Origin of the sequence: Prolixibacter sp. SD074 (genome assembly GCF_009617895.1) — a bacterium.
Taxonomy (GTDB): domain Bacteria; phylum Bacteroidota; class Bacteroidia; order Bacteroidales; family Prolixibacteraceae; genus Prolixibacter.
In genome coordinates this window covers 19,759-40,421 of sequence record NZ_BLAW01000001.1, presented here as the reverse complement: position 1 = coordinate 40,421, position 20,663 = coordinate 19,759, and the positions used below count along the sequence as shown (strand labels likewise).

The following is a 20,663-nucleotide window of genomic DNA, read 5'->3' as shown; positions in this document are numbered from 1 at the left end:
CGATTTTTGTAACTTCGTTTTAGAAACAAAAAAGGGAATATCGCATGACAAATATTCGGGTTATCAAAGGAGACATCACACAATTGAAAGTTGATGCGATTGTGAATGCTGCCAATAATTCATTGTTGGGTGGCGGTGGCGTTGACGGAGCCATTCACCGGGCTGCCGGTCCGGAACTGCTTGATGAATGCCGTACATTAAACGGATGTGCCACGGGCGATGCAAAAATCACGAAAGGTTATCGCTTACCGGCTAAGCATGTCATTCATACCGTTGGTCCGGTTTGGTCGGGAGGTAGTTACAAAGAGCGGGAATTACTCGCCTCATGTTACCGGCGCAGCCTGGAAATTGCAGCTGAGCACAAATTGAAATCCATCGCGTTCCCCAACATCAGCACGGGCGTTTATCATTTCCCGAAAGGGGAAGCAGCCCGCATTGCTGTGGCCGAAGTGAAACAGTTTGTAGAAAATTCTCTTTTACCTGATGAAATTATTTTCTGCTGTTTCGACGATGAAAATTTTTCACTTTACCAGGAAGTTTTACATTAATCAATCCAACCATCTTTTATCTCTTTTTGCTATTTTGGCCTCCATGAAAATCACCATGAAACCGGTAGCCAGCCCCGGTGCAATCGAAACGGTTGCCCGGCTGGCAGAAGAAATCTGGAACGAACATTATGTCCCCATCATCGGGCAGGAACAAGTCGATTACATGGTAGCCAAATACCAATCGGTTCCGGCCATTTCCAATCAAATTGAAAACGAAAGTTATATTTATTTTCTGATTTTTGCTGAAGCGAAAGTCGTTGGTTATGTGGGAATGCAAATCAGGGAACAGGAGTTATTTCTGAGCAAATACTACGTACACCGCTCACAGCGTGGAAAAGGCTACGGAAAGCAAGCGCTGGATTTCATCCGTCAATATGCCCGTGAAAGGGGATTGAAGGGTATTTCCCTTACGGTGAATAAGTTTAACTCGAACAGCATTGCCGCCTACGAAAAGATGGGATTCCTCAATCTCGGGCCAACCGTCGCCGACATTGGCAACGGCTTCATCATGGATGACTACAAGATGCGACTTCCACTGAACTAATTCCGGGAAACCGGCTTACATAAACAATTCGGCCAGACTTCCATAATAATCTTCTTCCCAACCGCTTTTCATATTATCGAAGGCTCCCTCAGGAATGTTGGTCTGGTGAACTTCCATACTTGTTCCCCCCTTATCGGGATGCAGTTTAATGGTGACAACCGAATCCTCATCTTCTCCAAAATGCCATTTCTGTACGATGCGCATGTCCTGCTCAAATTCCACATTCTCACCCGAAATGGCTCCATCCCACAAGCTAAAGCGCGAGCCCGGTTCGGTACTCATAACAGCCGGTTCACCCGTCCAAATCTCAAGCATAACCGGATTAACCAATGCATTGTATACATCGGCAGGCGATGCTTTCAGCTTAAAATACTTCTTCAATTCTTTCATCGGGAACTTCTTTTAGCGGTCTTATACCGGCCAAAAATAACGAGAATATCCGGTGTAAGTAATTTATCAGGCTCAATATAGCGCAAACTTTCTATTTTTGTCCATCGATTACTAAGCGATGTTTATATTATGATAACGAAAATACGTAATTACGCCAACCTCGTAAAATTCGAACACACTATTTTTGCCTTGCCTTTTGCGCTTATCGGCTTTACGCTGGCCATTACCCAAACAACATCTGTTTTTCGCTGGGAAGAGTTGATCGCTGTTTTGCTTTGCATGGTTTTTGCCCGGAACACCGCCATGGGCTTCAACCGGTATCTCGATCGTGAAATTGATGCGGAAAATCCACGCACAGCCAAACGTGAAATTCCTGCCGGTATCGTTAGGCCTCGCAATGCTGCTGTATTTGTTACCATCAATGCCATTCTGTTTATTGCCACCACATGGTTTATCAACCAGCTGGTATTTTTCCTGTCGCCAATTGCCCTGATCGTAGTGATGGGGTACAGTTACATGAAGCGCGTCACGCCGCTTTGCCATTTTGTATTGAGCGCCGGACTGGCATTGGCCCCCATTGGCGCCTATCTGGCCGTAACCGGAAAATTCGCATTGGTTCCCATCCTTTTCTCGTTTATTGTTTTTTTCTGGGTCAGCGGTTTCGATATCATTTATGCTTCGCAGGATGTAGTGTTCGACCGTGAAAAAGGGTTGAACAGTGTTCCGGTTTTACTTGGCGTGAAGAAAGCATTAAGGTTCTCAGCATTCATTCATGTACTGGCAGCCATCATGGTAGTATGGGCCGGTATTGATTTGCATGCCAACTGGTTGTATTGGACAGGGGCTGCCATTTTCGTTGGATTGCTTACTTATCAGCAAAGCATTGTGAAACACGACGACCTGAGTAAAGTGGGACTGGCTTTTGGAACCACCAACGGTGTGGCCAGTGTTATCTTCGCCGTTTTTGTGATTACCTCACTTTACATTTAATTATAGTGGCGACACACTTAAAGTACTTCAACAGAATCAAACGAACCGCTCCGAAATTCGCGAAATGCCCGGCCTGCTATCATGAATTGTTTGCTTAAAACTCGTACGTAAACCCGACAGTAAAAAGCTCCTGAAACTGCCATTTGGGCTTTTTGCCGATTTGGTTTCCGGCATTATCATATACCGGGAATTTGGTATTATCATCGTAAATCAGGTGCGTCATAATCCGGGTATTGATGGAACGGGTCACCTTCAGGACCAGTGTTTGCTCCCAATCGAAATTGAACTTGGTAAACGGGTAACGGTAGTTGACAAATATCTGCCCTGCTGTTTCATAGTGAATATTCTCAATAATGTCCTTCTTGAAAGTTGTTTTTACAATGAAACCCGGTTCCCACAACTTCTTTTGTCCGGCTTTTAGTCCATAGTTTGTCGGGTCGATCAGTGCAGTATCATTCATATATGTTGTTTTGGACGTAAGCGGAGAAATAAACAACGAGAAATCGGCGTTGGGTTTGTAATCCAGACCAATTGAGAACGTTACGTATCCCGGAGCCATGAAGGCCGATATAGGTTTCTGGTGATCGGGATCGGAATATCCCCGCGTCATCTGTGTTTTAAAATCGAAATCGCCAGAATAATACCAACGATTGAATGCTGAATATCCCAGACGGGATTGGAATTCAATCTTATCGTCGTTTTTCTGCAAGCCCTTCGTATCGGTCCGGTTCATCCCGTAACGGAGTTCCAGATCATTTTCCCATTTAATCTTCTTCTTTGAATAATTGACATGGTACTTGGCAACGCCCAATGCAGCCAGCGAACTTTCACCTCCCTTGGCCCAGTTTTTCAACGTTGTTTGTGTGAAGCCCAACGTGCCGTCACCGCCCATTTCCCAGGGCGACAACTTCGGTGTAATAGTGTTCATAGCCAGCAAGTTGTCTCCAGGTTCTTCCCGCTTGATTTTTATTTCCCGCCGGTCTGTGGTTGTAAAGCGTTGGATTTGCACTCCATCATCAATGATGATGTTCACCTTCCCCTTTCCGCTATTATTCACGATAACCCCCAACGAATCGTTCTGTACATTCTTCAGGTAAAACCGAATGGGTGGCATAGGCCGGTTTGCTGTCCACATCGACTTCTTCTCGCCGGCAAGGTTTGTAAAACTTAGTTTCACCGAATCGGCTGCTGCATATTTTGTCAGGTACCGAAGCGCCATACGAAGTGAATCATTCGCCGATGCTACTGCTCCATCATTGTAATAAGATAACTTGTCGTAATTACTTTGTTCCACTTTTTCCCGGTAGGCCTGAGCTGCTGAATCAATAAACTGCTGAATATACCCCGAACGGTATTGTGCAATAACCGAATCGCGGTAGCTGGTTAAAACCGAACCGTTATACCGCAACCGGCACGACTCAACGACGCTGATACGAATAGAATCAAAGGCCGCCGGTGAAATTGAATCGGCAGCACCAAGGCTGGCAAAATGTTGCTTGAGGCAACGCCGAAAGGCTGCCGGCATTTGTTCCAATGAGTCACTCAGCAATCGCTGTGGATCCATTGCCGGAATCAGTCGAACTTCCTTCTCTATATTTTCAAGAAGCGACTCGGGGACTTCAATCATACTGTTTTTTAGGCTATCCGCCCATTGTTTCTTCAACGATTTGACCTGATCGTCGACTTGATTGGAAGTAATATAACCGGGAACATTTTCCGGATGACGAATATCCTGAGGCCGCCGATCGTAGATAAAAACTACGCCATAATCGGATAATAGCTTTTGCATTTCGACCACCGATGTATCGATGGGCTGATTTTCGGCATAATTTAATACACCTTTAATGGCCTTCTGATATGTACGATCGGTAAGGTACCACTCATTTCCCGAATACATGATCCGGTTCAGATAATTCACACTCCACGCTAACGTATCCTTCGGATTTTCCAGCTGGTCACGATGTTGATCCTTTTTCACAGAAGCAGAACCTTGTGTATTAGCCCATGCAGGACCGGCCAACATCGCGATACATGCCAGCATCAAGACCGGAAATATTCTTGACATAATTACTTCCCCTGGTTTGGTTCAACACAAAAATAGTTATTCAAAGCAGATTTATAAAAAGATTTAAAATCATTCCTTCGAACTTTATGTACATCCATTTTCGTGCCATTTTATTGCTAAAACCAAATAAAACGTTCATAATAGTTATCATTTTGAATTATTATATACAAAAATGAGGGTGTCCGAAAAGTATCACTGCAAAATTTGAAACTTACAAACGGTAACCGGCCTTCTGTTTTACCCCTCGGATGGACATCGGGACTCCACTAAAGGGGCGGCTTAAAGTCCCCCTTTAGTCCTCGAGAATTCGGGGTCGGGGTGAACAAATTAAACTGTATTTACAATTTGATAGTTTTGAAAATGCTCTTTGGAATTTTCGGACACCCTCTTAAACCACGCCTTGGGAGTCGTCCCACAGCTTGCCGAACCGAAAGGAGGGTTTTCAAGTTGTCGAATGGCTTCGCTGAAGAAAAGTGAAGGCTTAAGCATTTGTTAATTGCTTCGCTGGTTAAAAAGTGAAGGTTTAGGCATTTGTTAATTGCTTCTCTAGCCAAAAAGTGAAGGTTTAAGCATTTACTAATTGCTCCGCTGGCAATAAAGAGGGCGTTTAAGCATTTACTAATTGCTTTGCTGGCAAAAAGTGGAGATTTTAGCACTTGTTAATGGCATCGCCCACAAAAACTTCATCAGTGGCCTTAAGGATGTCATCCCTGGAAGCGCTACAACGGACGTTCTTTGTTGATTGGCGAAATGTGCGCCTACGGTTGGCATGGACAATCTAACCCGGGGTTGGAACCATATCAACCCTTCAGGCTTTATGGCGACGAAGGGAGTCCGAAACATATGAAGGTGTTAACTTTTATGCTGTTTTCCGGTAACGCATCACCGCCAGGGAGAACATGACGACGCCGTATCCTAACATGGAAAGGAATTCATATTTCAGGTCAAAGAACCCGGAGCCTTTCAGTACCACATTACGGATAACTTTCATCATGTAATACAACGGATTCAGGTGATCGAGCCACTGAGCCCATTTCGGCATACTTCCCACCGGCGTGAACAGGCCGCTCATCAGAATAAAGACGAGCAGGAAGAAGTAACTTACAAAAAATACCTGTTGTTGTGTATCAGAAACCACCGATATCAATAATCCCAGTCCCATCACGCCAAGTAAAAAGACGGTGACCGTTAGAGTTTGGCCGGTTGCTTACGCTGGATTCCTGGTTAGCGCCTGTTTGATGAAAGCACTGACCATCTTGCGCCTTTTATTCAGATATTCATCATATTTCTCCCTGTCACCCTGAAAAAAAATTGTCTGAAACAACGGCCGTGCAGCAAAAGGCATGATAATCATCCCAATCAGGTTGGGAATCAAATCTGCGGCTTGAATCGGATTGATATTTCCGGCTTCGACTTCTTTGTCGATTACTCTTTGCAAAAAATTTGGGTCGATTCCACTATTCTGGAGAATTCTTACAAATTTCTCCGGATCGCGATTAATTTCGCCAATTAAGAACTGAGGCAAAAACGGATTGCCGCCAATTACGGTAACATACCGGTCAACAATACGATCAATCTTATCCAGCAGAGGGCCTTCTTCCTTAAAAATCAAATTTTTACCGAATGATTTTTTTTTCGGTTCAGATAATTGAGAAGTAAAAGGGAACTGCCCGTGATAATCATTCCGGCAATGGAAAGAACATCGGGATGCTCATCAGGCAGTAAAATCCAGGCGAAAATGGCTCCAAAAACCGGGATAATGAATTTCCACATGTTTAGATCCGAAACTTTTACACCCGGACGTTTTAAAAGTGTAAACCAGATGGAGAAAGCAGCGGCCGAAAGAAAACTGAGCCATGCCAACGCGGCATAATATTCGAAAGGCTTGGCCGAAAAATGAAGCCCTTCAATGGGAATGGAAAACAGGAAAAGCATTACACCGCCTACAATCATACTGGCCGAACTGAGCACCAGCGGCGGCACTTTGTCTTTATCCTTGGCTACAATAATATTGGTAAAACCGGAATTAATATTGGTCAGTACCAATAACGCAATGCCGACCAGTATCAGCTTCCCTTCTCCGGAAAGGCTGCCCTTTTCCAGGCTAACCAAAACCACACCGGTCAATCCCAGCAGAATAACGCCTGCCTTTTTCAAACTCATTTTGTCATCGGGCATAGTAAAATGAGCCACAACGGCGACAAACACAGGCCCCGAACCTACTACGATAGCGCCAAGTGCTCCCGGAACCATTGAAATTCCGGTGTAAAACAGAGAGTAATGCACAAAGGTCTGCAGCAGCGTTATAATGAATACCACCTTCCAGTTTTTCAGAATAATGCGGAAATAATCCCTCCGTTGGGAGCAAAACGGTAGAATAATCAAGCCGGAGATGAAGAACCGGATTCCGGCAAACTGAAGGGGCGTCGTATAGGGTAAGCCAATTTTGATTCCGACAAAAGCCGATGCCCATAACAGGCAAGCTAAAATGGCCAGGAAAATCGTACTGCTGAGTTTGGTCCGCATGAATCAGGTATCAATTGTTAAAAGAGGTGCAAAACTATGCCTAAAATTCTTATCAGCCAAAGAAACAATTATTACCAGGAAAATGATTCATCATAATTTCATGAACCCAATGAAGCCAAGTTTTTATAAATAACTCCGGAGCAACCGAACTGCTTGACCATAGTAACTGCTTCCAAAAAGGTTTAGATGGTTCATCACGTGATAGAGCAGGTAAATATTCTCGCGGTATTCATAGCCATCAGGCAATGGATTTTCTTCGCGGTAAGCCGAATAAAACTCAGATGAAAAACCGCCAAACAGTTTTGTCATGGCCAAATCAGCTTCACGGTGACCATAATACACCGCCGGATCAATGATAACCGGCTCACCATTTTCATCGCTCATGTAGTTTCCACTCCATAAATCGCCGTGTAACAAGGTTGGAGGTTCTTCACTTCCCTCTAGGATATCTTCAATCTTTTCTTCCAGCTTGCGGAAACCGGAGCGTAGTTTTTCATCAGCATAGCCGTTACGTTCAGCTAACTGAAATTGAAACAGCAAGCGCTTATTCATATAAAATGAAGTCCAATTGGTTGCCTCATCTCCTACCGGGATATTTACTTGGGGCGTAGCTCCAATGAAATTGTCTTCATAAAAACCAAACTGTTCAGCCTGGTAACGGTGCATCCGGGCAAATCGCCGGCCAAAATCCTCGAAGAAATTTCTTTTTCTTCCACCTTGCGGGATAAATTCCAGCAAAAGAAAATCATCTTCTTGTAACAAAACTTTAGGAACACGAATGGCATTTGCTTTAGCCAGCTCTTTTAAACCGTTAGCTTCGTTTCGAAACATGGAATTATGGAAACCAGACTTCATGAAAAATGAACGGCCAGCCCCGGTAGTAATCCGCCGGGCATTGGCAATGCACCCTCCGCCGATGGATTGTGTCCGAATAATTTTTTCGCCGGTACAGGCTTCAATTCGTGTAATTATATCCTGTTCACTTCCCATACTGAATGTGCTTTAGTAAACCATTGCAAGCATCTTCAAGCAGATCCAAAACCAATTCAAATCCTTCTTCCCCGCCGTAATACGGATCGGGGACCGATGTGTAGCCAAACTCCTCAAGGAAGTCGGTCATTTTGTATATTTTCTTTCGATCGGATTCATTTCGCGCCAACGATTGCAGATCGCGGATATTCTGATCATCCATACCGATAATCATATCGAATCGATCAAAATCTACGTCCGGATTCACTGGTCGCGAAATGCTGGCCAGATTGTAGCCACGTCTGATAGCATGCGATTGCATTCGTTGGTCAGCCGGTTCGCCTTCGTGGTAACCCATAATGCCCGCCGAATCGCAAGCGATTTCATTTTCCAGATTTCCCTTTTCAATGTAAGCATTCATCACTGCCTCGGCACTGGGTGACCGGCAAATATTTCCCAAACAAACAAATAGGATCTGCTTCTTCATACAAATTAAATTTCAACCCGAATATCGCAAGTTTTTTCAGGCCTCGCAACCGGGATGAGTTGTCTTCTCTGTTTCTTGTTTCCAAAAATGCCTTAATTTTGCTGCCGAAAAAATCATGGCCATGAAGAAAATTTTCTTATCGATTTTGCTTATCGCCGGCACATTCGGCTTTGCCAATGCACAGATTAATCACCAACATGCATTGGGCTTACGCTTAGGCAATAACGCAAACTTTGGAACCGAAATCAGTTACCAATACACCCTCACCCCAATGACCCGATTGGAAGCGGATCTGGGCGTTCGTTCCGGAAACAGCTGGAATAGCTGGGCTCTTACCGGTGTTCACCAATGGGTTTGGCACATCGATGGCGGTTTCAATTGGTATGCCGGTGCAGGTGCCGGAATTGGTTCATGGAGTTACCGGACTAATTATACCGACTACGGCGACAGCGGGTTATTCCTGACTATTGCCGGAACAGCCGGAATTGAATACAACTTTGAAATTCCGCTGCAGGTGGCCATCGATACCCGTCCTCAACTGGGATTCATCAATCCGCAAGGAGACAACCTCAACCTCGATCTGGCACTTTCGGTTCGTTACTGTTTTTAATCCCATCTTTGCTATTGCAGAGATAATATCATCCACACAAATGTTGAGGGTGTCCGAAAAGTCCAAAGAGCATTTTCAGGACTATCAGATTGTAAGTACAGCTTAAGTTATTTACCCCTATCCGCGACGTACATCGGGAGGAGGGGTAAATCCAAGCGCTGATTCATCTTCAAATTGACAAATCCATATTTAAAAGTTGGGTGCGAATCGGTTTACCTGCCGGGAAGATGGCGGGGAAAGGCCGTTTTCCAACACAAAGATTTTTCGGTTAATCGGTCAATTCCAAAACCTGCTGTAAAACAGTAAAAAGTATCCGTTACCGTAAACGAAATCGATAAATCTGCTCCACAACATAATTATAAAACATCCTTATTTCTTCATAATACCTATTTTTATTCCGAAACTGGAAAGAATTTATTGGCCTAACCTGCCATTTCGTTTCAAATAATCAAAAAATCAATACAGGGAGATTTTGCCCTGATCAAACCAATAATAAATAAAGCGTCTGTTATGATTCATTCCGTTTTCTGGCTGATTCCAGCCGCCTCTCTATTTGCCCTTTTATTTGCCTGGATATTCTTTAAGAACATGATGTCCAACCCGGAAGGGACTCCTAAAATGATTGAAATTGCCCAACATGTGCGTGAAGGGGCCATGGCTTATCTCGCCCGACAATACACGGTGGTAGCTAAGGTTTTCATTGTGCTGGTGATCCTGCTTGGGATACTTGCTTACCTTGGGGTTCAAAACCCGTTCGTCCCGGTAGCTTTCCTGACAGGAGGATTTTTCTCCGGACTGTCCGGTTTTCTGGGAATGCGGACGGCAACTTATGCCTCTGCCCGGACAGCCCACGGAGTTTCTGAGTCGCTGAATAAGGGATTAAAAATCGCCTTCCGTAGCGGAGCTGTGATGGGCCTTGTCGTAGTCGGTTTTGGCCTCCTCGACATTTCTATCTGGTACTTTATCCTCGATAATTTGGTTTACACTACTGCACACATGCAGGAAGGCGTTTCCTGGATAGGCCTGACATTTGTCCAAGCAGGAACCAGTGAACATGAAAAACTAATTGAAATTACTGCTACCATGCTGACCTTTGGCATGGGGGCTTCAACCCAGGCATTGTTTGCCCGTGTGGGGGGAGGTATTTTCACCAAGGCAGCCGACGTGGGCGCTGACCTGGTTGGTAAAGTGGAAGCCGGCATTCCGGAAGACGATCCTCGCAACCCGGCTACCATTGCTGATAACGTGGGTGATAATGTAGGTGATGTTGCCGGTATGGGAGCTGACCTGTACGAATCGTATTGCGGCTCCATTCTGGCAACAGCTGCACTGGGCGCTGCCCTCCCCGGCCTGACCGGAGCTGACCAGACCAAAGCTGTTATTGCCCCGATGATTGTTGCTGCAGTGGGAATTATTCTCTCCGTAGCCGGAATCTTCCTGGTAAGAGCAAAAGAATCAGCGACACAAAAGAACCTTCTAAATGCTTTACTGCTGGGAACAGGAGGTAGCTCTGCTATGATTCTTGTCGTACTGGCGTTAATGGCTCAATTTGACTGGATAAGTTGGGGAGTTTTCGGCTCGGTCGTAGCCGGCCTGTTGGCTGGTGTTATTATTGGCCAGGGAACCGAATACTTCACATCCGACGAGTATAAACCAACCAAAGGTATTGCGAAACAAGGTCTGCAGGGACCAGCAACTACCATCATCGAAGGAATGGCTGTCGGGATGTTTTCCACATGGATTCCAGTGTTAACCATTGTGCTGGGGATTATTGCAGCCTACGGTTTTAGCGGTGGATTCCATGACTTTGCCACCGGTGTTTACGGTATCGGGTTTGCTGCAGTGGGTATGCTCTCAACCCTGGGAATCACCCTTGCCACTGATGCGTTTGGCCCCATTGCCGATAACGCTGGTGGAAACGCCGAAATGGCGAAACTGGCTCCTGAAGTCCGGCAACGGACCGATGCACTGGATATGCTTGGAAATACAACTGCCGCTACCGGTAAAGGCTTCGCCATTGGTTCAGCTGCACTGACAGCATTGGCCCTATTAGTAGCCTATATGGAAGAAATCAAACTATGGCTGGGAAAACTGGCCGGTGATGGTTTCAAAGAAGTTGGTAACGTATTGTTTTATAACGATCACGCTCCCGTTGTTACTGCCGGGAAAAAAGCTGTTGCAATAGCCACAGCCAATATCCAGGATTTTGTGGATGCTTATAGTCTAACGCTGTTCAATCCTCTTCTTTTAGGTGGATTGTTCATTGGAGCCATGATGGCATTTGTTTTCAGCGCTATGACCATGAAGGCCGTTGGTCGTTCTGCCGGAGCTATGGTCGACGAAGTACGTCGTCAATTCCGCGAAATTCCGGGTATTATGGAAGGAACAGGAAAGCCGGATTATGCCCGCTGCGTTGAAATCTCGACAAAAGGAGCACAACGAGAGATGATTCTGCCCTCACTACTGGCTATTTTTGTACCCGTAGCTGTTGGACTCATATTTGGAGTAGCCGGAGTTATCGGTCTTTTAGCCGGTGGACTGACTACCGGTTTTACATTGGCCAGTATGTTGAATAATGCAGGTGGTGCTTGGGATAACGCGAAAAAGTACATCGAAAAAGGTAACTATGGCGGAAAAGGCAGTGATGCCCATAAAGCCGGAGTTGTTGGCGATACGGTTGGTGATCCGTTCAAGGATACTTCCGGTCCGTCATTGAATATTCTGATAAAATTGATGACGATGGCGTCCATTGTCATGGCTGGTGTTACAGTTGCTTATCACATATTCTAATCCAATTTAGAAGATAGTTAAAAGGAGGTGGCCGAAATGGTCACCTCTTTTTTTGTTAAAATGCAATTATTCTATAACTTTCTAAGGAGAAATGAACCCCATCAATCATTTATTAAAAACGACTAAAAAACAACGGTGCCAACCAACCCGCGTTGAACGAATTGAAGATTTAACTTGTTACATATAAATAATACTAAATTAAATAAAACATGGCGGATCTCAAAACAACGTACATGGGGGTGCAACTGAAAAACCCCATCATTCTTGGAGCCAGCAGCATTGTTGATAAGCTCGAAACGGTAAAAAAAATTGAACGGGCCGGAGTCGGCGCCATTGTTTACCGCTCACTCTTCGAAGAACAGATTCATCTCGAAGAAGCCCAGTTGGATGACATGCTCGGGGAATATGATGAAAGGAATGCCGAAATGGTCGATATTTTTCCGAACATCAAACATGCAGGCGCCAAAGAACACCTTTACCAGTTAAAGAAAACAGTAGATGCCATTGATGTCCCTGTTTTTGCCAGCCTAAACGCCATTTACGATTCGACGTGGATAGAATATGCCAAACAACTGGAAGAAACAGGTGTCGCTGGTGTGGAACTAAACTTTTACAGTGTTCCGGTTGAGTTAGAGAAGACCGGTGCAAGCATTGAAGAACACCAGTTGTCCATCCTGAGAAAGGTTAAAAAAGCGGTGAAAATTCCGGTTAGCGTGAAGATTTCCTCGTTCTACAGCAATCCATTAAACTTTGTGCAGCAGTTGGATAAAGCCAAAACCGATGCCGTGGTTCTTTTCAACCGTTTCTTCCAGCCGGAAATTAATATTGAGACCGAAGAGTTCTATTACCCCTTCGATCTGACCCACGAAAAAGATTATCAGGTTACCCTACGTTTCGCCGGCCTGCTCTACGGACAAATTAAAGGCGATATTTGTGCCAGCCGCGGGATTTCCGATGGAAAAGACCTTATTAAAATGTTATTGGCAGGTGCCACAACGGTACAGGTGGTTAGTACCATATTCCGGAACAAAGCCGGATACGTAACCAAAATGCTTGATACCCTCGAACAATGGATGGACGAAAAAGGCTATAAAACCGTAGATGAGTTCCGTGGAAAGCTGGCCATGAAAAACCTGAAGGAACCATACGCTTATAAGCGGGCTCAATATGTCGACATTCTCATGAATTCGACTGAGATAATAAAAAAATATCCAATGATTTAATCCACCAATTTTAACCCGGCACACGCCGGGTTTTTTATTCCCCCTCCTTTACCTTCCTTCGATTCATTTTTCCTGCACCCACCCCCTTGTTTAGAACTGATTAAAATCAGTGTATTAGCATGTAAAAGTTTATCAAAATCATGTATTAACGAATTCCTCTTTCCTATTTTTACCGCAGGAAAACCAAACCTTAAAAGCCAACTATGGAGCTTGCCCATATCGTTGAGATAGTTAACGGCAGAGTCATCTGCGGAGAAGAGAAACTCAGGCGAACCGTCAAGTATGGCTTCAGCTCGGATTTAATGAGTGATGTTTTGACCATTAACATCGAAAAATTGCTGTTGATGACCGGTCTCACAAATCCCCAGACCATCCGCACAGCCGAAATGGCGGATATCGAATTTATCCTGTTTGTCAGGAATAAAAAAATCACCTCGGATATGATAAAACTAGCCAGTCAGAATGATATCGTACTCATTACTACCGGGTACTCACTCTTTCGGACTTCCGGCCTATTATATAATGCAGGTTTAAAACCGGTGTACTGATGAAACTGAATTTTCAGGTGGAAGGAGGCAACTTTGCCAAAGCAGGGGCAGCATCCAGCGAAGTGAAAAAGATGCTAAAACAATTGGGGGTTCCGCCAATGGTTATCCGACGCATTGTGGTTGCTTTGTATGAAGCAGAGGTGAATATTGTGGCCCATGCCCAGCAGGGTGCCATCAGCGTTGACCTGCATCACGACAAAGTGGAAATCAGGCTGCGTGACAAAGGACCGGGTATTCAGGATATCTCCCGGGCCATGCAGGAAGGTTTTTCGACAGCTTCCGAGGAAGTGCGCGCCATGGGATTCGGCGCCGGAATGGGATTACCAAACATCAAAAAAAACGCAGATAAGCTGCATATTGAAAGTCAGGTCGGCGAAGGGACCACGGTGTACATTACGAATTGACCATCTCCCGAAAAATGGATTGATCAAGCCCTACAATCCAGTCATATCAGGGGTTTAAAGATGTTTATATATGAGGAAAGCTGGTTTAAAAAGGTTATTTTTATTGTGCAAACAAAAGCAAATAATCTCTAAAAACCAGCTCATGTCAAAAGTATTAACAAAACAGGTACAGAACAAGATCAGTCGCTATTTTCTTAAGCTTGAGGGTCAATTAACAAAACCGGAAGCCCGATGTATCAGGGAAATGACCACCGGGATACTCAAGACAGGTACAGTATTGGTCAATAAGATAGCCACAGGCATTTGCGATACGATCTCGTTGAGCCAGACGACCAAGCGCTTTAGGAACCATTATAACAAGAAAGATTTTTTCATGAAGTTATTCCGGGGACATATGAACAGTGTAAAAAGCAAAATCTGTCATGGGGACTACATCCTGTTCGATGGCTCTGATATCCAAAAGAAATATGCCAAGATGATGGATGGGCTGGACTATGTGAAAGATGGCGATAAAGGAACCATTGGCCTTGGGTATTGGCTGATGAATGTTGTCCACTTTAGCAAAGACCAGGAAATGACTCCCCTGTACAATAAGCTTTACAGTTTTGACCATGGCGCAAAAAGTGAAAACAAGGAGGTTCTTGAAGCAATGGGCGAAGTAGGGGCAATCATTAACAAAGATGTCACAACAATATTCGACCGGGGAATGGACCGTCCCATTTGCAGGGATTTCATTATTGCCAATGAAGGCAACTTTAACCTGCGCCTGAAGAAAACCACAAAGCTGATGTACAAAGGCGAAGAAATGGCAGTGAACAAAATAAGCCAGAAAGTGCCGTTGTTCATGAAATTAACGGCTACAAGGATACAGAAAAGCAAGAAGCGCCAGTTGGTCTATGAATGCGGGGCGATAAAGGTCCAGTATCAAATCAAGGGCAAGATGCATGATCTTTGGCTTGTTGTAACCAAAAGGGCCAATGGCGGATATTGCTGGCTACTGACACGTTCTCCAAAAGACAGTATTGTTGAAGTAATCAAAGAAGCATTTACAGCCTATGGTTTTAGGTGGAAAATAGAGGAGTACCACCGACATATCAAGGAATGTTACAACCTGGAAGACATACAAATCAAAACATTCGAAGGCTTACAAAGCATGCTGGCAATACTGACAATAGCCATGAGCATCATATACTCATCGCTTTCATCCCTGCACACAAGGCTGTTGCTTGAAAGTGGGGTAAAAACACTAAACAAAGAACGTATGTACGAACTACGCAATTTTATCTATTACAAAATCAGCACGATAATAAAAGTATTGCTGGCCAATATGACACCAAGGGCTTTCCTTCCTCAATCAGATCCATCTCCTAATGACGGACAGTTAAGCCTTTTACTAAATTTTGAAAACTAAAAACGGGAGATGGTCAACTATTATTAATAAAGGAGCCAAATGGTTCAGCAGTATCGGCACCGAAAAATCAAAAGGTACCAAGGTTTTCGCCTTAGCAGGAAAAATCAACAATGTGGGACTGATTGAAGTACCCATGGGAACCACGCTCCGTGAGGTGATTTACGATATCGGTGGTGGTATCAAAAACGGAAAAGAGTTCAAGTCCGTCCAAACCGGAGGTCCTTCGGGTGGCTGTTTGACCAAAAACTTCCTTGATACTCCTATCGACTATGAAAGTCTGACTGAAGCCGGCTCCATGATGGGGTCAGGTGGTATGATTGTGATGGACGAAGACGATTGTATGGTCTCCATCGCCAAATTCTACCTCGAATTTACACTTGATGAATCGTGCGGAAAATGTAATCCATGCCGTATCGGAAACAAACGGTTGTGGGAAATTCTGGATAAGATTTCCAAAGGAAATGGAACAAAGGAAGATCTGAACCGATTGAAACTTCTCAGCAACGTGGTAAAGGACGCTTCTCTGTGTGGACTGGGCCAAACCTCTCCCAACCCGATTTTATCAACCATGGATAACTTCTGGGACGAGTACCTTGCGCACGTCGAAGACAAACGCTGTCCGGCTGGCCAATGTAAGGCCATGATGCAGTACGTTATCGATCCGAACAAATGTACCGGTTGTACACTTTGCTCGCGCATCTGCCCGGTTGCCGCCATCGAAGGAGAACGCAAAAAGCCGCATGAAATCGATCCGGAAAAGTGCATCAAATGTGGTGCCTGTATGGAGAAATGTAAATTCGAAGCCATCTCGGTGGCTTGATTGACCAATCCGTAAATCATCTGAAAAATGAAAATGGTAACATTAACCATCGATAATAAAACTGTTGAAGTTCCTAAAGGAACAACTGTTTTAGAGGCAGCGGCCAAAGTGGGCATCGAAATTCCTACCCTCTGCCACATGAAACTGGACAACCTGGAAATCGAAAATAAACCCGGTGGTTGCCGTGTTTGTCTTGTCGAAATACAGGGCCGGAAAAACCTGGCCCCTTCCTGTGTAACTGAGGTAACCGATGGAATGGTGATCAAATCATCGTCCATCCGCGTTATCAATTCCCGCCGGACCATTGTCGAACTGATTCTGAGCGACCACCCAGCAGAATGTCTCACCTGTGCCAAATCGGGTAACTGCGATCTGCAAAGCCTGGCCATCAAAATGGGCATCCGTGAGCTCCATTTCTCGGGAGAGAAGTCGGTGCACCGCGAAGACAAATCACCGGCTATCATCCGCGACATGGACAAGTGTATCATGTGCCGCCGTTGCGAAACCATGTGTAACGAGGTACAAACCGTTGGTGTTCTTTCGGCTATTAACCGTGGATTCAACTCGGTTGTTTCCCCGGCATTTGAGCAGGACTTGCAGGACTCAGCCTGTACATACTGCGGACAATGTGTGGCCGTTTGTCCCGTTGGGGCGCTTACCGGGCGTGACCAAACCGGCGCCGTCATCCGTGCTTTGTCAAATCCGGATAAGACCGTCGTTGTCCAAACCGCACCCGCTGTTCGTGCTGCTCTCGGCGAAGAATTCGGACTCGAGGCCGGTACGCTGGTGACCGGGAAAATGGCCGCAGCACTGCGTCGCCTTGGTTTCGACTATGTGTTTGACACCGATTTTGCTGCCGACCTGACCATCATGGAAGAGGGGACCGAATTGCTCGACCGGCTCACCCGCCACCTCAACGGAGATTCAACCGTAAAGCTTCCGATCCTGACATCCTGCTGTCCGGCCTGGGTAAAATTCATTGAGCATAACTTCCCGTCATTGCTCGACGTACCCTCATCAGCCAAATCACCGCAACAGATGTTCGGTGCCGTTGCAAAAAACTACTTTGCCGAGAAACTGAATGTCGACCGGAAAAAGCTGGTGGTCGTCTCCATTATGCCGTGTGTGGCCAAGAAATACGAGCGCGGCCGCGAGGAGTTTGCCGTGGATGGCAATTCAGATGTGGATTTTGTGCTCACCACTCGCGAGCTTTCACACCTGATTAAGCTGGCCAATATCGATTTCAATACACTTCCCGATGAAGAATTTGACCAACCGATGGGAATGTCCACCGGGGCATCAGTCATCTTCGGAACAACCGGTGGTGTGATTGAAGCGGCTGTGCGGACGGCTTATGAGCTCTACACCAAGAAACCGCTTCCCAAAGTGGAATTTGAAGAATTGCGCGGAATGGAGGGCCTGCGACATGCCACCATTGATTTTGCCGGATTGCCTTTACACATCGGCATCGCTCATGGCCTGGGAAATGCCCGTAAACTGCTGGAAGAAATTGCTGCCGGAAGAAGCCAGTACCATGCCATTGAAATCATGTCATGCCCCGGCGGTTGTATCGGCGGTGGAGGACAGCCTTTCCATCACGGAAAATCGGAAATTCTCAAAAAACGCCAGCAGGCTATCTATCAGGAAGACCGGAATAAACCCATCCGAAAATCGCATGAGAATCCGTTCATTTTCCAACTGTACGAAGAATACCTCGGTGAGCCGATGAGCGATAAAGCGCATCATTTACTCCACACCAAATATTTCGACCGTTCCACCGTATTTGAACAGGACGGCAATGCATCTGAAACTGACGATAAAAATTAATTTGTCATGGAAACAACCAGAGATTTGAAAACCCACAAAGTGCAGTTGTCAGAAAATGGCATTGCACTGGTCAAAAAGATATGTCGCCGGTTCAATTACCAAGAAGGCGAACTCATTAATATTCTTCATGCCGTGCAAAATCAATTTGGTTATCTGCCAGCTGAAATCCAGGAATTGATTGCCAAAGAACTGGACGTATCCGTTGCGAAGGTTTATGGTGTAGTTACCTTTTATTCTTTCTTTACCATGAAACCGAAAGGCAAGTACCCGATTTCTCTTTGTATGGGGACCGCTTGTTACGTGCGGGGCGCTGAAAATATCCTGGACGAAATCAAACGGCAGCTCAACATCGATGAAGGAGAAACTACTCCGGACGGGCTGTTTTCGCTCTCCAGTTTACGCTGCGTTGGCGCCTGCGGGCTTGCTCCGGTACTAATGATTGGCGAAAAAGTGTATGGGCGTGTAGCCCAGGCAGATGTGCGAAAAATCATATCAGAATACAAGGCGGGCTGCCCGACACACCCCTCAAAAGAGTAAATACACATATGTTAACGTCTGAATATCAATAGAAACGGGCCTTAAAAGGCCCGTTTTTTTTATGATTTTTGCTATGTATTTCTTTAATTTTTTACTATTTTATGATTATTGTAAAGTCTTTCTCCTCTCATTTTACACCTAACTCTAAAATATTGCTTTTCAGCATATAGTATTTAACCCTAATTCTGTATAAATTCGAACGGAACGTCGATGATAAAGGAGAGAGCCCAAAACGCAGCCATCATTTTTTCTTCACTATAAATCATCAAACTATGGAGCCAATCCAATCCAAAATCAAAGAACTGGCGGTAAAACATGGCCGCAAGCGCGAAAGCCTGCTACCTATACTTCAGGGAGTTGTAGAACAGGAACGTTACCTTTCGGAACATTCCATGATTGAAATTGCACGGGAACTTGACCTGCCGGCAGCGGAAGTCTATGGAACAGCCACTTTTTATTCTTTCCTCGAACACCGGAAAATGGGCCGTTTCGTCATCAGGATTTGCAAAACTATTTCCTGCTCGATGAAAGGGAAAAACCAGGTGCTCCTGGCCATTCAGGATATGCTCAAAATATCGACAGGTGAAACAACACCTGACGGCCGATTCTCCCTGGTTGAAACCAACTGCCTCGGACTTTGTCACAAAGCCCCGGCCATGCTTATCAACGAGGAAGTGTATACCAATCTGACACCGGAAAAAGTCCGTGAGATTCTTTCGGAATACATGAAAAAGTAACCCTTTTCATCCCAAACCAAAAAAATCAATCCAAATGGCTGAATCATATCATCTGTTGAAACGAGCCGATTTCATTTTCCGGAATGAAAATGACTGGGAGGCAATTCTCACAAAAACCATTAAGCGCACACCTCAGGATATTATCAATGAGCTGATTAGCTCAGAACTAAAGGGACGTGGCGGCGCTGGTTTCCCAACCGGCTTAAAATGGAAAATTACCGCTGAAGCCAAATCAGCTGAAAAATATGTCATCTGTAACGCCGATGAAGGAGAACCGGGAACCTTCAAGGACCGGGAAATCCTCTCACGGGTACCGTATAAAGTGCTGACAGCAATGGCTGTTTGCGCCCACATTATCGGTAGTAAAAAAGGCATTATATATCTACGCGGTGAATATCACTCCCTTAAAGAGGCACTGGAAAAAACCATTTCTGAATTTGAATACTACTGTAAGAAAATCAAACTCGATTTTTCCGTTGATTTATTTATGGGAAGCGGCGCCTACATTTGCGGAGAGGAAACTGCACTGTTCGAATCACTCGAAGGACATCGCGGCGAACCACGCAACAAGCCTCCCTACCCGACCATTAGGGGGTATATGGACAAACCGACCGTTATTAATAACGTTGAAACGCTGGCGCATACCTTCACCATTTTTAAATATGGCTCCAAAAAATTCTACGACCTGGGTGTCCAGTTCTCCCGCGGGACCAAGTTGTTCTCTGTATCGGGCGATACGCCCAAACCAGGTATTTATGAACTGGAGCTGGGAATGAGCCTTCAGGATTTCGTCAATGAATTCGGTGATGGCGATACCAAAGCTGTTCAGGTGGGCGGAGCGTCCGGATTTTTGGTGCCCCGAAAAAAATTCCAGGAAACCGCCATCGGTTACCAGGGGAAACTGACGGGAATCTCACTCCCTACCGGAGGGTCGATGATGATCTACAATAGTTCACGATCCATGTTTAATGTGTTGGATAATTACCTTGAATTTTTCCGCGAAGAATCGTGCGGACAGTGTACGCCTTGCCGTGTAGGCTGTCAGCAACTCCTTATCGGGATTAAGGCGGTGAAACGCGGAGAGCGTCCGGCGCAATACCTCGACAAATTGCTGAAGCTGACGGAAACAATGCAACTAACCGCCAAATGTGGCCTGGGTCAATCAGTGGCTAACTCGTTTGCTTCCATTGTCGAGAACTTCCGGGAAGAGATGATCTACTAATCGTGAACCAATCAA

Annotated in this window: 19 protein-coding genes and 2 pseudogenes; 14 read left to right on the top strand and 7 right to left on the bottom strand. The window is 45.2% G+C overall.

Going from position 1 to position 20,663, the window contains the following annotated elements:
• Positions 1–44: 44 nt before the first annotated feature.
• A complete protein-coding gene (locus tag GJU82_RS00195) occupies positions 45–548 on the top strand; it encodes an O-acetyl-ADP-ribose deacetylase (RefSeq protein ID WP_153630307.1) in 504 nt (167 codons plus the stop codon).
• Positions 484–1,092 (top strand): GNAT family N-acetyltransferase, encoded by a 609-nt coding sequence (locus tag GJU82_RS00190; RefSeq protein ID WP_228488492.1) that lies wholly within the window; start codon positions 484–486, stop codon positions 1,090–1,092. The genes GJU82_RS00195 and GJU82_RS00190 overlap by 65 nt, the downstream gene beginning before the upstream one ends.
• Positions 1,093–1,107: 15 nt before the next feature.
• Here the strand turns inward: GJU82_RS00190 and GJU82_RS00185 are convergent, their stop codons facing one another.
• Positions 1,108–1,482, bottom strand: coding sequence for an SRPBCC domain-containing protein (locus tag GJU82_RS00185; RefSeq protein ID WP_153630305.1), 375 nt, complete (start codon positions 1,480–1,482; stop codon positions 1,108–1,110).
• A 129-nt stretch (positions 1,483–1,611) separates the two neighbouring features.
• On the opposite strand from GJU82_RS00185, the gene GJU82_RS00180 reads away from it, so the two are divergent.
• Positions 1,612–2,472 carry a UbiA-like polyprenyltransferase gene (locus GJU82_RS00180; RefSeq protein ID WP_153630304.1) on the top strand — a complete coding sequence of 287 codons (861 nt, stop codon included), beginning with the start codon at positions 1,612–1,614 and terminating at the stop codon, positions 2,470–2,472.
• Positions 2,473–2,566: 94 nt separating this feature from the next.
• Here GJU82_RS00180 and GJU82_RS00175 read toward each other — a convergent pair whose 3' ends face one another.
• The 6 genes and pseudogenes from GJU82_RS00175 to GJU82_RS00150 all read right to left on the bottom strand — a co-directional run bounded on the left by GJU82_RS00175 (position 2,567) and on the right by GJU82_RS00150 (position 8,519).
• Complete coding sequence (locus tag GJU82_RS00175; protein ID WP_153630303.1) at positions 2,567–4,537, bottom strand: DUF3078 domain-containing protein; 1,971 nt, start codon at positions 4,535–4,537, stop codon at positions 2,567–2,569.
• 859 nt (positions 4,538–5,396) lie between these two features.
• A pseudogene (locus tag GJU82_RS00170) lies at positions 5,397–5,717 on the bottom strand (ABC transporter permease); the annotation flags it as partial.
• A 27-nt stretch (positions 5,718–5,744) separates the two neighbouring features.
• Positions 5,745–6,149, bottom strand: a complete 405-nt coding sequence (locus GJU82_RS00165; RefSeq protein WP_153630301.1) for a hypothetical protein — start codon at positions 6,147–6,149, stop codon at positions 5,745–5,747.
• The gene (locus GJU82_RS00160; RefSeq protein ID WP_153630300.1) at positions 6,146–7,063 is read right to left on the bottom strand and encodes a DMT family transporter; all 918 of its coding nucleotides are present in this window, start codon (positions 7,061–7,063) and stop codon (positions 6,146–6,148) included. The genes GJU82_RS00165 and GJU82_RS00160 overlap by 4 nt, the downstream gene beginning before the upstream one ends.
• A 123-nt stretch (positions 7,064–7,186) precedes the next feature.
• Positions 7,187–8,053, bottom strand: coding sequence for a fructosamine kinase family protein (locus GJU82_RS00155; RefSeq protein ID WP_153630299.1), 867 nt, complete (start codon positions 8,051–8,053; stop codon positions 7,187–7,189).
• On the bottom strand, positions 8,043–8,519 hold the full coding sequence (locus GJU82_RS00150; RefSeq protein WP_153630298.1) for a low molecular weight protein-tyrosine-phosphatase: 477 nt from the start codon (positions 8,517–8,519) through the stop codon (positions 8,043–8,045). The genes GJU82_RS00155 and GJU82_RS00150 overlap by 11 nt, the downstream gene beginning before the upstream one ends.
• A 121-nt stretch (positions 8,520–8,640) precedes the next feature.
• Here GJU82_RS00150 and GJU82_RS00145 point away from each other — a divergent pair, with 121 nt between their 5' ends.
• The 11 genes and pseudogenes from GJU82_RS00145 (at position 8,641) to GJU82_RS00095 (ending at position 20,648) form a co-directional block, all read left to right on the top strand.
• The gene (locus GJU82_RS00145) at positions 8,641–9,129 is read left to right on the top strand and encodes an outer membrane protein (protein WP_153630297.1); all 489 of its coding nucleotides are present in this window, start codon (positions 8,641–8,643) and stop codon (positions 9,127–9,129) included.
• Positions 9,130–9,639: 510 nt separating this feature from the next.
• Positions 9,640–11,919 (top strand): sodium-translocating pyrophosphatase, encoded by a 2,280-nt coding sequence (locus tag GJU82_RS00140; RefSeq protein WP_153630296.1) that lies wholly within the window; start codon positions 9,640–9,642, stop codon positions 11,917–11,919.
• Positions 11,920–12,128: 209 nt separating this feature from the next.
• Positions 12,129–13,142 (top strand): dihydroorotate dehydrogenase-like protein, encoded by a 1,014-nt coding sequence (locus GJU82_RS00135; RefSeq protein ID WP_153630295.1) that lies wholly within the window; start codon positions 12,129–12,131, stop codon positions 13,140–13,142.
• A 203-nt stretch (positions 13,143–13,345) separates the two neighbouring features.
• Entirely contained in the window at positions 13,346–13,690 is a 345-nt protein-coding gene (locus tag GJU82_RS00130) for a hypothetical protein (RefSeq protein ID WP_153630294.1), read from the top strand.
• Positions 13,690–14,094: an ATP-binding protein gene (locus GJU82_RS00125; RefSeq protein WP_153630293.1), complete on the top strand. Its 405-nt coding sequence runs from the start codon at positions 13,690–13,692 to the stop codon at positions 14,092–14,094. Before GJU82_RS00130 ends, GJU82_RS00125 begins: the two co-directional genes overlap by 1 nt.
• A gap of 142 nt (positions 14,095–14,236) precedes the next feature.
• Positions 14,237–15,505 (top strand): transposase, encoded by a 1,269-nt coding sequence (locus GJU82_RS00120; protein ID WP_194830920.1) that lies wholly within the window; start codon positions 14,237–14,239, stop codon positions 15,503–15,505.
• Between the two features lie 19 nt (positions 15,506–15,524).
• Positions 15,525–16,325, top strand: a pseudogene (locus tag GJU82_RS00115) (NADH-ubiquinone oxidoreductase-F iron-sulfur binding region domain-containing protein); the annotation flags it as partial.
• Between the two features lie 27 nt (positions 16,326–16,352).
• Positions 16,353–18,152, top strand: coding sequence for an NADH-dependent [FeFe] hydrogenase, group A6 (locus GJU82_RS00110; protein WP_153630290.1), 1,800 nt, complete (start codon positions 16,353–16,355; stop codon positions 18,150–18,152).
• A 6-nt stretch (positions 18,153–18,158) separates the two neighbouring features.
• Positions 18,159–18,689, top strand: coding sequence for an NADH-quinone oxidoreductase subunit NuoE (gene nuoE / locus GJU82_RS00105; protein ID WP_153630289.1), 531 nt, complete (start codon positions 18,159–18,161; stop codon positions 18,687–18,689).
• A 272-nt stretch (positions 18,690–18,961) separates the two neighbouring features.
• Complete coding sequence (nuoE, locus tag GJU82_RS00100; RefSeq protein WP_153630288.1) at positions 18,962–19,426, top strand: NADH-quinone oxidoreductase subunit NuoE; 465 nt, start codon at positions 18,962–18,964, stop codon at positions 19,424–19,426.
• Positions 19,427–19,460: 34 nt separating this feature from the next.
• Positions 19,461–20,648, top strand: coding sequence for an NADH-ubiquinone oxidoreductase-F iron-sulfur binding region domain-containing protein (locus GJU82_RS00095; RefSeq protein ID WP_153630287.1), 1,188 nt, complete (start codon positions 19,461–19,463; stop codon positions 20,646–20,648).
• The last annotated feature ends 15 nt before the right edge of the window (positions 20,649–20,663 follow it).